Below are 14,442 nucleotides of genomic sequence, written 5' to 3' on the forward strand. Positions count from 1 at the left end.
GGGGGTTGGAACCTGCATGACGCAGAACTCGGACGCGGTCATCCGCAAGGTCCTCGCCGACACCGGGGTCTGGGCGGTGGTCGGCCTGTCGGAGAACACCTCACGTGCGGCCTACGGCGTCGCCGCCTACCTGCGCCAGCAGGGCAAGCGGACGATCCCGGTCCATCCGTCGGCACCGGTCATCGACGGTGAGCAGGGCTATCCGACGTTGAGTGACATCCCCTTCGCGGTGGATGTCGTGGACCTGTTCGTTCGCTCTGATCTCGCCGGCCCGGTGATCGACGAGGCGGTGAAGATCGGCGCGGGTGCGGTGTGGACGCAGCTGGGCGTCCGCGACGAGGACGCGCAGTCGCGGGCACGCGATGCCGGGCTGGACGTGGTTGTGGACGCCTGCCCCCGGATCGAGGGCCCACGCCTGCTCGACTGGCGCTGAGGCTCCGGCCGGCGGTCAGTCAGCCAGTCGTCGGCTCGCCGGAACCGGTGCGCCCAGGCGGCATGGTCGGCGGGTCCCAGTCGGCTTCCTGTGCTTCGCTCGGGTTGCCCCGCGAGGGTCGGTTCTCCTGGCCTTCGCCGCCGGTCACCGCCGGGCTGCCCGTCCGTCCGCCAGGCGTGGTCCGCCCGGCGCCCGTCCCGGTGCTGGCGGTGGGCCCGCTGCTGGCGGCTGGCAATGTGCCGGGGGTCGGCATCCGGGCGTCGGGGCCGAGGCTCACGGGTGGCCGCCGTCGCCTCTCACGTGTCTCGAAAGTGGCGCCGGGAGGCCGTTTCGGCAGGGGAGCACCCCCGGCGGAGGGCCTGGGCGCGCCGTCGGTTGGTTCGCTGCCACTGCCGCCGCTGCCACTGCCGCCGCTGCCAGTGGTGGCGCTGCGGCCGGTGTTTGTTCCGGCGCCAGCCGAGCTGGCGTCTGTGCTCCTGGCGTCTGTGCTGTCTCGGGGCCGATCCCCGGCATGACCGCCGGGCGTCCCGCCGCCGCCCACGACCTCGCCGGGAAGCGTCGGCAGGTCGACGTCCACCACCGGGGGCAGGGGCCTGGTCGCGCTCACCGGCTCGAGGAGCTCGAACGGCCTGTGCGCGTCGGCGTCGCCGGTTCCCGATGCGAAACGCCAGGACGTCTCGGCGGCGTCGCGTCGTTCCCGCCAGGCGACCACCAGCAGGTGGCCCTGCCGCGTCGCCAGCGCCGCCGCCGGGGGCAGCAGGAACAGCAGCGGCAGCATGTACCGGTAGTCGAAGCAGACGGTGGCGGCCGGTACGACGGTCACCGCCGCCCCGGCGCAGACCAGGAACAGGCAGTCCACGCCGATGCGCCGGCGCTCGGCGGTCAGCTCATGCCAGCGGGTGCGTCCGTCACCGCCGCGCAGGCCCGCCGGCACGATGCGGGGCAGTGCCGCGAGGCAGGCCAGCAGCCCCAGCCCGGCAATCACGGCGAGCGCCGGCCCGGGAGTGAAGCCCCGTGTCTGGTACGAGCGCAGGAGACCGGCCCAGGGCTCGGTGATCGTCCGCGTGGGGTGGTCGTCGCCCTGCAGCCCGAGCAGCGGCTCGCTGTTGTGCAGGTAGCGGGGCTCGTCGCTGGTCGGGAACCGCCACGTGGCGTCCGGCCAGTCCTGGGGGCCGACAGGACGTCCCGGCTTGAAGAAGTGCCCGAGGTCCGTGCCGACGGCGCGCAGGTAGTCGGCCGGCTGCCTGGTGATGACCTGCCAGGCGAAGTCCCTGAGCAGCTCGTCGCGTTCGTCGGCGGAGACGTCGAGGTTGTTGGCGGGACTGTTGCGATCCCACACGTAGTAGCTCGGATCGGGACGTTCCCCGACCGGATGCGGTGAGCACAGGGAGAGCTGTTCGGGCTTCAGGTCGAGCTGGTCGCAGTCGGCTATGGGCGCGACCCTGCCGTACAGCCAGGCCGCGTCGCCGCCGGTGAGGCCGATCTTGCCGTGCGCGGAGTTGAACCAGCTCGCGTAGGCGATCAGCGGCGCGGCGAGGAAGACGCCGAACACCGAGATCCGGAGCCAGCCGAGCCGCCGCAGCACGACGTAGCCGAACGCCAGCAGGCCGATGGCGACACCGATCGTGCGTACCAGCCCGGAGGCGCCCAGCAGCAGGCCGGCGAGCGCCAGCGCCCACACCGAGGGACGTCGGGACCACATCAGCGCGACCATTGCGGCCACGAGGGCGACCGCGAACAACGTCTCGGCCATCACGAAATGCTCGATGACGATCTGGTACGCGTCGAGCAGCAGGGGAGCCGCCGCGAGCGCGGCGATCGGGGCGGCGACCCGGCGGTGGACGAGCAACGCGTAAAGGGCGGTCGCCACGGCGATCGCCAGCACGTGCTGGACGGTCGGCACGACCCACAGGTCCGCGCCCGTCTCGCTCAGCAACCGCAGGAAGGCCGGATAACCGGCGGGGCGCATCTGATCGGGTTCTGACAGCGCTGACAGCCGTATGTAGGCGTATGAGTCGCCGTTGAACTCGAAGGCGGGCTGATAGCCGACCGCCGCGGCCAGCCGAAGCGCGACCCCGACGAGAAGGAGGACTCCGAACACGGAGTGCCGGGCGAGGAAGGAGAACCGTCTGCCGGCGGAGGGGACGTCGCCGGAGGGGGCGGTGGCCACGCGCGTGGCGGCGGTGCGCCGCCGTGTGTCGGCTCGGGCGGCCAACCCAGGACCCGATGCCGGCCTGCTGTCTCCCGCGCCTCCAGTGCCTTCCCTGCCGGCAGGACGAGCCGAACCGCCAGCGCCTGCTCCGGACCTGCCTGCTCCGGACCTGCCCGCGCCGGTCGCCGGCCGTGTCGGGTGCGGTGGCAGCGTCTCGAAGCCGTGGTCCGGACTGGGCCCGAGCGCATCAGCGAGGCTCACCGGCGCGAGGCTCACCGGCGTGTGGTCCGTGGGACCGCTCCGGTGGCCGCCCTGCTGGTCGCCCCGCGGTGCGGTGCTACCCGGTCCAGTGCTGCCCGGGGCATCGGGGGCGTCGAGGGAGCCGGCGACGGCGTCGGCCTGTCCTGGTGCCTTCACAGGAACCATGGTCCACGATCGATCCGAGAAATTGCCTGAATGGTCCCCTTTGGGCCCCCGATTGTGTGGGTGGATCACTGAGCCTTTATCGGCGTCGACTCGGACCCCCCGTCCGCGACCACGCACCGTGAGATGAAGAAGGCTCACTGTCTTTCCCGATCGCAGTGGGTCAGTGCTGGTGGGCGGGAATTCCGCGGTGCGCGCTCGGAGGGTCCACAGGCAAGGCTGTCTCCTCGCTGCTGCCGTGCCCGGAGGATCCGTTGTCGGCGTTCCGCGGTGCGGGGTCTGGCACCGCTGCCGCCCCAGGCCGGGGCGTGTCCGGCGAGGCAGGCAGGGCGGACGAGCCGTCGTCGACCGGCGGGGGGCCGGGAGTCGGCGCCTCGCCGACCACTCCGGCTCTGGAGGGGGCCGCAGCGGAGAGCGGAGCCCAGCCGGCGCGGCCATGGCCACCGCTGGGCCCGGTGGTCACCAGCCGCAGGAAGAACGAGCCGAAGGCGGTCTGCGTACCCAGCACCATCAGCGACATCGCCAGCAGGGCCGGTCGCAGCTCGTTGAGCGGCCCCATGTCGTTCGCCAGCCATCGGATGAGGACGACGCCGTCGATGGCGAGACCCGCCGCGAACAGCACGCCGCCCAGGGCCAGGCCGCGTTCGAGGGAGAAGCGGCGGTGAATCGATGTGAGCGGCCAGCGCCGGCGCTCGGGCCACCCCGCCGCATGGTTGTGGACGTCCGCGAAGACACCCAGGAGCACCAGTTGCCACCCAAGGATGGTGAACAGCGCGAACAGCACGGAGAAATGCAGGTCGAGGCGGTGGAAGCCGAGGTCGAGCGCGCCGGGCAGGAGCGCGAGCTGCCCGGCCGCGCCCACCCCCAGCAGCACGAGCCCCGGAAGCACGAACAGGTGGCGCGGTGCCAGGAGGAGCATGAAACGCAGGTGACGCCAGCCATCGCGCAGCGAGTGGAGCTTGGAGGCACCGACTCGCGGGTGATAGGTGATCGGCACCTCCTCCATGCGAAGCTCGGCCCGCCCGGCCGCGATGACCAGCTCGGAGGCGAGCTCCATTCCCTCGCAGCGCAGCCGCATGCGCCGGTACGCGTCGCTGGTGAACGCGCGCATCCCCGAGTGCGCGTCCGAGGAACGGACGTCGAACAGGCGGTTGAGGATGCCGGTGAGGACCGGGTTTCCGACGTACCGGTGCAGCCACGGCATCGCGCCGGGCAGGATCTCGCCAGCGAAACGGGAACCCAGCACGTAGTCGGCCCGCCCGGCGCGCAGGGGGGCGAGCAGCGCGCCGAGGTCGGAGAAGTCGTAGGTGTCATCCGAATCGCCCATGACCAGGAAACGGCCCCGGGCGGCCGCGAAACCGGCGAGGTACGCGTTGCCGTAGCCGCGCCGCGCCTCACGCACCACCCGCGCGCCCGCGGCGGTGGCGACAGCGGCCGAGTCGTCGGTGGAACCGTTGTCCACGACGACGACCTCGCCCGCGACCCCGGCGGCCGCGAGGCCTGCCAGCGCCTTGCCGACGCACACGCCGACGGACTCCGCCTCGTTGAGGCAGGGCATCACGACGGACACCTGGAGACCACCGTCAGAGCTGTCCTCCGGCCCGGCTGTGCTCTCGGGCCGGGCGGTGCTCTCGGGCCTGGCCGCGCCGTCGGGACTGGCTGGCTGGCCCGCCCGGAGGAACGGGCGCGTGGTGCCGGGCGCCGGACCGCCGATCGCGCGCGAGTCGTTCACCATGCATGACCCCCCACAGGCCTGGCCCTGACGTGGCTCCGGTCGAACCCGTTTCTGGCAGGAATCCCGAATTCCCTGGTGATGGCAGTCTGCCCAGGGTGGCCGGCAACCTCACACCAGCCAATCCTCGGATCCCGAACCGGCCCGACGCTCTGCGTAAGGCTGCAATCTACCGATTGGCGGCGTGCTGAGAGATCATCACCGGCGGCGGCCACACGGAGATACGCCCAGGCGCGCCCGGCGACCACGGCGACATCAGAGCGGGCCGGTACGACGAGACACGCCGGTGGCCCCACAGGCGCCCGCGTGTGACGTGCCTAACGGAGAGGCGTAACCTCTGGTGCTCGTGCACCAAGGAAGTGTTTTTGGCCAGGCGCCTGCCACGGCGGCGCCGTCACTGGGCGCAGAGCCGTCCAGCGATCCCTCCTCCGTCTCTCCCACGTCCCGGCGGCGCTGCCCGCACGACCCGCCGTGCCCGGCCGCGGAAGGCGCGGACCGTGATGCGGCGGTGGTCACCAGCCGGCACTGCGACCAGGGCTGGAGCCTCCTCTGCAACGGCGTGATCCTCTTCGAGGACACCGGCGAGATCCTGCCCACGGGTCGCACCGTGGAGCCGCGCCGGCCGCTGCCCAGGCCAGGGTGCGTACCGCGGCCGCCGCTGCCGCGCCGCGCGGCCGCCGCGACGCCGACCCCGGTCTGACCGCTGGTCCCGGTCTGACCGACCGCCTCGGTTGGTTGGTCCGCCTCGGCCAGGCGGCCGGCCACCGAAGGCGCCTTTGACGTCCGGAAATGCCTGCATGTACCCGGCGAACGGGTACCGTTCCGGCGTGACATCCACGCGGCGACCTCCGCGACCTCCGCGACTGGCACGGCTGCTGGTTCGCCATGACGTCGAGATCGGCCGGCGGCTGCTGCGGAGCGGCACGGCCCTCGACCGGGCGATGTTCTCCTCGCTCGCCGACGCCAGGCCGCTGCTGGATCCGCTGCTGCCACGGCTTTCGCACGCCGCCGACCACGGGATGCTCTGGTGGGGCGTGGCGGGCGTGCTCGGTGCCAGCAAGGGCCGTCGCCGTTCCGCGGCGCTGCGTGGCCTGCTCGCGCTGGGTGTCGCCAGCACCGCCGCCAACGGCCCGGCTAAGCTGCTGTTCCGTCGGGATCGGCCGCCGACCCACGGCGTTCCGCCGCTGCGTCGGCTTGGCCGTGATCTGACGACTTTCTCGTTCCCGTCCGGGCATTCGGCGTCGGCCGCGGCGTTCGCCACGGGGGTCGCGCTCGACGCGCCGGTCGCGGCTGTTCCCGTCGCGGCGCTGGCAGCGACGGTCGCCTTCTCCCGGGTCTATGTCGGCGCCCACTTCCCGGGGGACGTCGTGGCGGGGGTCGCGCTCGGTGTCGGTGCCGGCCTGCTCACGACGAAGGTGATGCCCCGGCGGCCCGGGACGCCCGCCCGGGCCCGGCCCGCGTCCGCCTGGGCCCCGGCGTTGCCGGACGGGGCGGGGCTCGGTGTGGTCGTGAACGCCCGCTCGGGTGCCGGGCACCATACCGATCTGATCGACGTGCTGCGGGCCGACCTGCCACGAGCGGAGATCGTCGAGGTCGGTCCCGGCGAGGACATCACCGCGGCCCTCACCCGGATGGCGGCGCGCAGCCGGGTGCTCGGTGTCGCCGGCGGCGACGGAACGATCAACACCGCGGCGGTGGTGTCCCTCGCACGCGGCGTGCCGCTCGCGGTCTTTCCCGCCGGGACACTGAACCACTTCGCCGCCGACATCGGCCTGAGCGGGCCCGGCGACACCATCAAGGCGGTCCGTGACGGCACGGCCGTCGCGGTGGACGTCGGGCAGGTGGACGGGATCGGCGCGACCGGTGCGCGGTTCACCCGGAACTTCGTCAACACCGCCAGCTTCGGCGGCTATCCGGACATGGTCCGCATCCGGGAGCGTTTCGAGCACCGGATCGGCAAATGGCCCGCCATGCTGCTCGCGCTGAGCTGGGTGCTGTGGAACGAGCCGCCGTTCGACGCCGAGATCGACGGCGAGGCCCGCCGGATCTGGCTGATCTTCGTCGGGAATGGTCGCTATCTGCCCGACGGCTTCGCGCCGACTTACCGAACCCGTCTGGACGAGAGCCTGCTCGACCTGCGGGTCGTCGATGCGGCGGCGCCGTGGGCCCGGCTGCGGCTCGTCGGTGCGGTGCTGACCGGCCGGCTGGGCCGCTCACGGGTCTACGAGCAGCGCACCGTCGAGCGGGTGCGCATCGCGTCCAACCAGGCGGCACCGTTGCCTTTCGCCGGCGACGGTGAGGTCAGCGAGGGTATCCGCCGGATCGCGGTCACCACGAGCCCTGCCCGCCTGGTTGTCTACCGGCCAGCCTGACGTTCAGGCCCCGGCGGCGATGTTCAGGCCCCGGCGGCGCCCTGCAGCGGGATCAGCGCACGCAGGGGCATGGTGAGCGTCGCGTAGACGTCCGGCTCGAGCAGGTCCTCGACGAGCAGCGCACAGGCCAGGTCGGCGCACAGTTCCATGACCCGCTCGTCCGACGAGGAGTCGGGCGCGGTGGCGAGCCTGCGGCAGGCCGGGCACAGCCGCCAGAAGCCCTCGGCGGCACTGCGGCGGACCAGCGTCCACACCCGCCGCCGCCCGGTCAGCACGGCGCTGTCGAAGGCCCGTTCCATCGCGGCCTGGTGGGCCTCGTCGTCGCGGGTCATCACGGTCGTCAGCAGGCCGTCGAACACCTCGAGGCTGGCCGGGTCGTGGCAGCGGCGCGCCAGCCTGGGCAGGGTCGCCAGGACTCGCTTGACGTCGGCGGCGGCGGGGCCCAGATCCGGTTCGTGCGAGCGGACCCGCGGGTAGACCGTCCGCCATGGACGCAGCAGCGCCGTGTACTCGGATCGGTTGAGGATCGGCTTGGCGTAGGCGCCGGCGAGGGCGTCGCGCATGGCCCGCAGCGCCGTCGAGGTGATCGCGGGGTCGAGGGTGACGAACTCGGCGCCGGTGAGATCGTCAGCGTAGATCGCGGACAGCGCGTCGAACGCGGCGAGGACCTCGACGATGAGCGGGGAGTCGGGTGCCAGCGCCTTGTCCCGTGCGGAGGCGAGCTGCCCGGAGTTGCGCCACAGCGCGGCCAGCGAGACCAGCTCGCTGTCGGTGGTGTGCACGAGCTGCGCGAGGATCCCGAGGATTCCGCGGAGGTTCGGGTGCTCCTCCAGCCGGTCGATGCGGCGCGCCCGGAGGATCATGCCTGCCGGCCCGGCTGGCGGGTTGCCGCCCGATGGGCGGACGGACCGGTGGTCCTCGGGACACGCGTCACGTGCTCCTCCTCGATCTCGTGGCTGCCGGGCCGCGACAGGTCCCACCCCGCGCTGGGTAGTGCGCGGGGCGGTGCGCCGGATACAGGGGCACGACACGCCGGTCGGTCACCCGGAACCCCTGCGGGCCGGTGCCGTGGCGCGACGGATCCGGTTCCGCGGAGCGGGCTCCGCGGTGGTCGCGAACCGCGGGCCCGCGCGTGACTGCCGCGCGTGGCCGTTGGCCTTGATGTCACTCCCGAGACAATAGTGTCGCCGGTGACGATCAGGGACCGATTGTCGGTGACTGCTTGTCACAAGGAGCGCTGGGCTGGTGGCATCGTTGGAGTACAGATGCTAGCCGGTGCGCGGCTGGAGCACGGTGAACGCGGAGGGTAGCGACCATGTTTGGTTACGCTGCGTGCCATTGGGTGCCGCGAGTGTCGTCACTCAGTGTCGCGGGTGGCCCGGTTCGCCACCCGCGGTCCACGGACCCCCGGGGGGAGGGGGCCCGTGGACCCGGCAGGTGCACGGTCAGGTGCCGCCCGGTTGCGCAGGTGGCCATACGGAGACTCACCCGCGGGCGGTGCCTGCGGCTCCGATGGGCGGCCAGGTCGGCCGCCCGGGAGGTTGTCAGCCGGAGACGGCCGGCTCGGACACCTCCACGGCGGAGCTGAGAGTGACCTCGCCCACGCCATCCTTGCGTAGCCCATACCGGCGGATGGCGTCGTCGACGACGGCCTGCTCGACCTCGCCGGAGCGGGCCAACGCCTCCAGCGTCGCGACGACCACCGACTCGGCGTCCACGTTGAAGTGGCGACGCAGGGCGGCCCGGGTGTCGGAGCGGCCGAAGCCGTCGGTGCCCAGCGAGGTGTACGCCTGCGGCACCCACCGCGAGATCTGGTCCGGAACGGCGCGCATCCAGTCGGAGACCGCGACGGCCGGGCCAGGCGCACCGGCGAGGATCTGGCTGACGTAGGGCACCGCGGCAGCCTCCTCCGGGTGGAGCAGGTTGTGCCGCTCGCAGACGAGGGCCTCGCGGCGCAGTTCGTTCCAGGACGTGACCGACCACACGTCGGCGGCGACGCCGTAGTCGGCGGCCAGCATCTCCTGGGCTGACAGCGCCCAGCGCATGCCGGTGCCACTGGCGAGGATCTGCGCCCGCGGCGTGGACGAGTCGCCCGCCGCGCCCGGGGCCGCGCCGTCGCCACCGGTGAGCTCGTCGGCGGTGCGGAAGCGGTACATGCCCGCGAGGATCTGCGCCGGGTCGAGCCCGGCCGGCTCCGCCGGCTGCGGAACAGGCTCGTTGTAGACGGTCAGGTAGTAGAAGACGTTCTCGTCCCGCTCGCCGTACATCCGGTCGAGTGCGTCCCGGACGATGTGCGAGACCTCGAACGCGAACGCCGGGTCGTACGACACGCACGCCGGGTTGGTGGACGCCAGCAGCAGCGAGTGCCCGTCCTGGTGCTGCAGGCCCTCACCGTTGAGCGTGGTGCGCCCGGCGGTGGCACCGAGCAGGAAGCCACGGCCGAGCTGGTCGCCCAGCGCCCACATCTGGTCGCCGGTCCGCTGGAACCCGAACATCGAGTAGAAGACGTAGACGGGGATCATGTACTGGCCGTGGGTGGAGTAGGCCGTGGCCGCCGCGATCACCGAGCCCATCGAGCCGGCCTCACTGATGCCCTCGTGCAGCATCTGACCGGCCTCGGACTCCCGGTACGACAGCAGCAGCTCACGGTCGACGGCCTCATAGCGCTGCCCGTGCGGCGAGTAGATCTTCGCCGTGGGGAACATCGCGTCCATCCCGAACGTGCGAGCCTCGTCCGGGATGACGGGCACGAACCGGGCGCCCATCTCCTTGGTCTTCATCAGATCCTTGAGGAGCCGGACGAAGGCCATCGTCGTCGCCACCGGCTGCTTGCCCGAACCGCGACGCAGCTCGTCGAAGATCGACGCCGGCGGCTGGGCGAGCGGGCGGGCCCGGACGACCCGGCGGGGGATGGAACCGCCGAGCGCCGCCCGGCGCTCCCGCATGTACTGGATCTCCTCGGAGTCCGCGCTGGGGCGGTAGTACGGCGGCAGGTGGCCGTCGAGCGCCGCGTCGGGGATGTCCAGGTAGAGCCGGTCGCGCAGCTCCTTCAGCTCCGACTTGGTGAGCTTCTTCATCTGGTGCGTGGCGTTGCGGCCTTCGAAGTCCTTGCCCAGCGTCCAGCCCTTGATCGTGTGGGCGAGGATCACGGTGGGCTGGCCGGTGTGCTCGGTGGCCGCCTTGTAGGCCGCGTAGAGCTTGCGGTAGTCGTGGCCGCCGCGGGAGAGCTTGCGCAGGTCGTCGTCGGTGAGGCCGGCGACCATGCGGCGCAGCCGGGCGTCCGCGCCGAAGAAGTTCTCCCGGATGTAGTCGCCGGCCGACGTCGAGTACGTCTGGAACTGGCCGTCGGGCGTGGTGTTCATCCGGTGCACGAGAACGCCGTCGGTGTCCTGGGCGAGCAGCGGGTCCCAGTCACGGCCCCAGACGACCTTGATGACGTTCCAGCCGGCGCCGCGGAACGTCGACTCCAGCTCCTGCATGATCTTGCCGTTGCCGCGGACGGGACCGTCGAGGCGCTGCAGGTTGCAGTTGACGACGAAGATGAGGTTGTCGAGCTCCTCGCGGGCGGCGACACCGAGTGCGCCGATCGACTCCGGCTCGTCCATCTCACCGTCGCCGAGGAACGCCCACACCTTGCTGCGGGACGTGTCCTTGATCTGCCGGTTGAGCAGGTAGCGGTTGAATCGAGCCTGGTAGATGGCATCGATCGGGCCGAGGCCCATGGAGACGGTGGGGAATTCCCAGAAGTCCGGCATCAGGCGCGGATGAGGGTAGGACGACAGCCCGCCCGGCTCGCCCTCCCGCCGGAAGGCGTCCAGCTGTGCCTCGGTGAGGCGCCCTTCCAGGAAGGCGCGTGCGTAGATACCGGGCGAGGCGTGGCCCTGGATGAAGATCTGGTCGCCGGAGTCGCTGCCGGGCGAGGAGGTCAGGTGGTCCTTGCCGCGGAAGAAGTGGTTGAAACCGACCTCGTAAAGGCTGGCACTCGACGCATAGGTCGCGATATGCCCGCCGACGTTGTATTCGGGACGGTTGGCGCGGCTCACCATGATGGCGGCGTTCCAGCGGATGTAGGCGCGGATGCGTCGTTCCACGTGCTCGTCACCCGGGAACCAGGGTTCCTGCTCGGGTGGGATCGTGTTGATGAAGTCCGTACTCGTCAGAGCCGGTACGCCTACAGCCTTCTCACGTGCTCGCTCGAGGAGTTTGAGCATGAGGAACCGCGCGCGGCCCCGCCCCGACTCCTCGATGACAGCATCCAGGGACTCAAGCCATTCGCTGGTTTCGGACGGATCGATGTCCGGCAACTGGCTCGGGAGCCCGTCGGTGATCACCGAGAACTTCCGTGTTGTGTCCTGCGCCACGCCTAACTCCTGCTCTCCGTAGCTCCTGGCCGATGCCTCCTCACTATCGTGCTCCGTCTCGACACCGCCGTCACGCACGCCCTGCCTACTGATTGGTAACAAAACTGGATCGACAGGGCCCGATATCACCGGATGCATCGTGGTGCTATGACCATCAGTCAGCATCCAGCAACCGGTTGTCGTGATTGCTGTGCCGGGTTCGGCTCAGGTCGCGGATCGTGGAAGACGTCATGCTTCGTCCGGCTGCGCACCGTGTGCGCGCGGGCTGGCTCTCGGGCCGACCGTGCCCGGGGCCCGCGCGAGCGCCCGCACAGCCGTGTGACAAACCCAACCGGTCCAAAACGGGCCGGCTGTCAGCGCCCGGTGACAGGCGGCACAACGACCCGGACGGTGGCCCGCGCCGACGGCGCGGCCGGCGGTATGCGAGACCGTCCGTGCGGGCGGCCGTGCGACGGCCTGGGTGGCTGGCTGGGCCCCGCGCGCGGCCCGCGCTTCACGGACCACGGCGCGGACCACAGAGCGGCGCTGGCGGGCCGGCATGCGTGGGTCAGGGCGGACCCCGGACGTCGCCGCGGCGACACTGGAGCGTCGGTGGGTAACGGAGGAAGGACGTCGAAGGTGGAGACGAGAACAATGACGGTGCATACGGGCCGTCATGACCGGGTCGTCGATCTCACCGACCGGGCCGCGGAGTTCGTCGCCGGCCGTGGGGACGGGCTGCTGTCCGTCTTCGTTCCGCACGCCACCGCCGGCGTCGCGATTCTGGAGCTCGGCTCCGGCAGCGACGAGGACCTGCTCGCCGCGTTGGCGACACTGCTCCCCGCGGACGACCGCTGGCGCCATGCCCACGGTTCGCGCGGGCACGGCCGGTCACACGTGATGCCCGCCATCGTGCCACCGTCGGTGACCGTTCCCGTTCTCGACGGCCGGCTCGCGCTGGGCACCTGGCAGTCGGTCGCACTCGTCGACCTGAACGTGGACAACCCGGATCGGACGGTTCGGCTGTCCTTCCTCGCAGGCTGACCACACGCCCGGTGACCGGCCTGACCGCCGGTCCGGCCCAGGAGCCGGGCAGGGTTCGGCCGCCAAGGCGTCCCACATCACATTCCCGCAGGTTGGAACGATGGTGACATCGTGTCGGCGGGTTTGCCGTGACGGGTTGACGTGACGGCCCGTGGGTAGCGAGATTGTGTCAGCGGAGATCGTTGTGGAACGGCCGGCATCCCCCTGCTTGTCCACAACCCCCGGCGTGGCACTTGCGCACCCACCGGATGGTCCGGTGGACTAGGCCTACGGCGGGTCGCGCGAGCGGATCGTCGCCGACCGGTCCGCCCACGACCGGGCGCCTCGCCACAGCGAGGCGTTATGTAGACGAGCAGGAGGTAGCGGAGGGTGAGTCCGACCGCGGCGAACGCCGAGGGTCAGCGCCGTGCGGAACGTCTGGGAGTCGCGGCCGGCACATTGGTCCAGTCGCTCAACGAGGACGACGACATCGCCCAGGACCTGCTTGATGCGGTCACCACGGCGAGTGGCACCGAGCTTGTGCCGGAGGACTCCGACGACGTGGTCGACGTCGTCCTCCTGTGGTGGCGTGAGGACGATGGCGATCTGGCCAACGCCCTCATCGACGCGCGCAGGCAGTTGTCCGAGGAGGGCGTGATCTGGCTGCTCACCCCCAAGGCGGGTCGCGAAGGTCACGTCGAGCCCAGCGACGTCCTCGACGCTGTGCCCACCGCGGGCCTCGTTCAGACCAGCACAGTCAGCGTCGCGGCCGAATGGGCCGGGATGCGGCTGGCGGCCCCCAAGTCGCAGCGGGTACGCCACCGCTGACGGCCCGGTGCCGGCAGTGACCGGGTTGGCGGCTCCAGGTGCCGCCAACCCGGCTGTTCGCGTGCGCCCAGAGGCTGCCTGAGGCGGAGAGGGCTGCCGCCGTGCTGTGGCCGCACGAGAGACGCCGGGCGCACGAGAGACGCCGGGCGCACGAGAGACGCCGGGCACACGAGAGACGCCGGGCACACAAGAAACATCGGGCACACAAGAACGCCAGGCCACCTCACAACGCCCGTCAGCCGCCCTGGCCCGATGGCCTTCAGCGCCCCGGCCCGATCTGGGAACCGAAGCGCTGAAGTACCGCTTCTGAGCCGTCTGTCGCCGGCCCCTCAGAAGCTCAGCGGGACCTGCTGGCCCTCGACTGCGCCCGGGTAACGGGCCCAGATCTTGTTGATCTCGTACTGGAGGTACAGGGCACCTCCGCCGACCAGCCACAGCACGAAGGCCACCCCGGGGCTGAGCTCCGGGAGCCCGGCCGCGCGCTGGGCATCCCGGGTGCGGGTACCCAGCCGCCACGTGGCCACGAAGGGCGGGACGATCAACACCCAGCCGATCACATACGCCAGCACCGACAACGCCGGGTTGACCTGGATGCGGGGGTTGTACGCGGAGAGCTCCTTGTTGGTCTTGTAGACCCAGACAAGGCTGTAGATGCCGAGCGTGATGATCGGCAGCCCGAGCCACACGGCGAACGGGTTGCGTCGCTTACCCAGAACCCCGGCGCCGACCGGCGAGGCGCCGGCGGGTGGCGGCCCGTAGCCGGGAGGCACCGGATAGGTCTGGTTTCCCGGGTAGGGCTGTGGCGGGTACGGATTCGGCGGGTACGGGCTCGGTGCGTACGGCTCCGTCCGGTCCGAGTACGGCGGGGCGTTACCTGGGCCCGGAGCGCCGAACGGGCCGGGTGGGTTGGAATAGCCCTGCGGGCCGCCGAACCCGGGCGGCGGGCCGCCGGGCCCTCCCTGGCTGCCCTGCCCCCAGCCAGGCGGGCCGGGCGGCGGCATCTGATTGGTCAAGGTGGACACGACCTCCCTGCTGTTCGGACCGCAGGCGCCCGACGCGCCGTCATGCGGTTTCGCTCCCGGCCTGGCCGCGAGCAGTGACCGGCTGGAAGCGGATACCGCCCCAGTAGTCTTCTGTAG

At 71.4% G+C, this 14,442-nt stretch carries 10 protein-coding genes; 5 read left to right on the forward strand and 5 right to left on the reverse strand.

What is annotated here, in order from left to right; all coding sequences use genetic code 11:
* Window positions 1-16 precede the first annotated feature (16 nt).
* Complete coding sequence (locus ACG83_RS14400; RefSeq protein ID WP_054566737.1) at window positions 17-433, forward strand: CoA-binding protein; 417 nt, start codon at window positions 17-19, stop codon at window positions 431-433.
* A gap of 19 nt (window positions 434-452) precedes the next feature.
* Here ACG83_RS14400 and ACG83_RS14405 read toward each other — a convergent pair whose 3' ends face one another.
* Window positions 453-2,603, reverse strand: coding sequence for a hypothetical protein (locus ACG83_RS14405; protein ID WP_054567226.1), 2,151 nt, complete (start codon window positions 2,601-2,603; stop codon window positions 453-455).
* A 568-nt stretch (window positions 2,604-3,171) separates the two neighbouring features.
* The gene (locus ACG83_RS14410; protein WP_054566738.1) at window positions 3,172-4,743 is read right to left on the reverse strand and encodes a glycosyltransferase family 2 protein; all 1,572 of its coding nucleotides are present in this window, start codon (window positions 4,741-4,743) and stop codon (window positions 3,172-3,174) included.
* 343 nt (window positions 4,744-5,086) lie between these two features.
* Between ACG83_RS14410 and ACG83_RS47600 the strand changes: the two genes are divergently transcribed.
* Entirely contained in the window at window positions 5,087-5,440 is a 354-nt protein-coding gene (locus tag ACG83_RS47600; RefSeq protein WP_255354748.1) for a DUF5999 family protein, read from the forward strand.
* 97 nt (window positions 5,441-5,537) lie between these two features.
* Window positions 5,538-7,112: a bifunctional phosphatase PAP2/diacylglycerol kinase family protein gene (locus tag ACG83_RS14420; protein ID WP_054566739.1), complete on the forward strand. Its 1,575-nt coding sequence runs from the start codon at window positions 5,538-5,540 to the stop codon at window positions 7,110-7,112.
* Window positions 7,113-7,135: 23 nt separating this feature from the next.
* Here the strand turns inward: ACG83_RS14420 and ACG83_RS14425 are convergent, their stop codons facing one another.
* Together ACG83_RS14425 and aceE are read right to left on the reverse strand one after the other, a co-directional pair.
* The gene (locus ACG83_RS14425; RefSeq protein WP_054566740.1) at window positions 7,136-7,975 is read right to left on the reverse strand and encodes a hypothetical protein; all 840 of its coding nucleotides are present in this window, start codon (window positions 7,973-7,975) and stop codon (window positions 7,136-7,138) included.
* Between the two features lie 681 nt (window positions 7,976-8,656).
* Window positions 8,657-11,473, reverse strand: coding sequence for a pyruvate dehydrogenase (acetyl-transferring), homodimeric type (aceE, locus tag ACG83_RS14430; protein WP_054566741.1), 2,817 nt, complete (start codon window positions 11,471-11,473; stop codon window positions 8,657-8,659).
* A 633-nt stretch (window positions 11,474-12,106) separates the two neighbouring features.
* Between aceE and ACG83_RS14435 the strand changes: the two genes are divergently transcribed.
* Both ACG83_RS14435 and ACG83_RS14440 read left to right on the forward strand, forming a co-directional pair.
* The gene (locus ACG83_RS14435) at window positions 12,107-12,496 is read left to right on the forward strand and encodes a secondary thiamine-phosphate synthase enzyme YjbQ (RefSeq protein ID WP_054566742.1); all 390 of its coding nucleotides are present in this window, start codon (window positions 12,107-12,109) and stop codon (window positions 12,494-12,496) included.
* A gap of 369 nt (window positions 12,497-12,865) precedes the next feature.
* Entirely contained in the window at window positions 12,866-13,303 is a 438-nt protein-coding gene (locus tag ACG83_RS14440; RefSeq protein WP_006543704.1) for a DUF3052 domain-containing protein, read from the forward strand.
* Between the two features lie 329 nt (window positions 13,304-13,632).
* On the opposite strand, the gene ACG83_RS14445 is transcribed toward ACG83_RS14440, so the two are convergent.
* Window positions 13,633-14,325 (reverse strand): DUF4234 domain-containing protein, encoded by a 693-nt coding sequence (locus ACG83_RS14445; RefSeq protein WP_235497896.1) that lies wholly within the window; start codon window positions 14,323-14,325, stop codon window positions 13,633-13,635.
* Window positions 14,326-14,442 lie beyond the last annotated feature (117 nt).

The sequence above is a fragment of the Frankia sp. R43 genome (assembly GCF_001306465.1).
GTDB lineage: Bacteria > Actinomycetota > Actinomycetes > Frankiales > Frankiaceae > Parafrankia > Parafrankia irregularis.

Coding starts and splice junctions, on each gene's coding strand:
- ACG83_RS14425 (WP_054566740.1), bottom strand. CDS start 7,975: ATGATCCTCCGGGCGCGCCGCATCGACCGGCTGGAGGAGCACCCGAAC.
- ACG83_RS14410 (WP_054566738.1), bottom strand. CDS start 4,743: ATGGTGAACGACTCGCGCGCGATCGGCGGTCCGGCGCCCGGCACCACG.
- ACG83_RS14435 (WP_054566742.1), top strand. CDS start 12,107: ATGACGGTGCATACGGGCCGTCATGACCGGGTCGTCGATCTCACCGAC.
- ACG83_RS14400 (WP_054566737.1), top strand. CDS start 17: ATGACGCAGAACTCGGACGCGGTCATCCGCAAGGTCCTCGCCGACACC.
- ACG83_RS14420 (WP_054566739.1), top strand. CDS start 5,538: ATGTACCCGGCGAACGGGTACCGTTCCGGCGTGACATCCACGCGGCGA.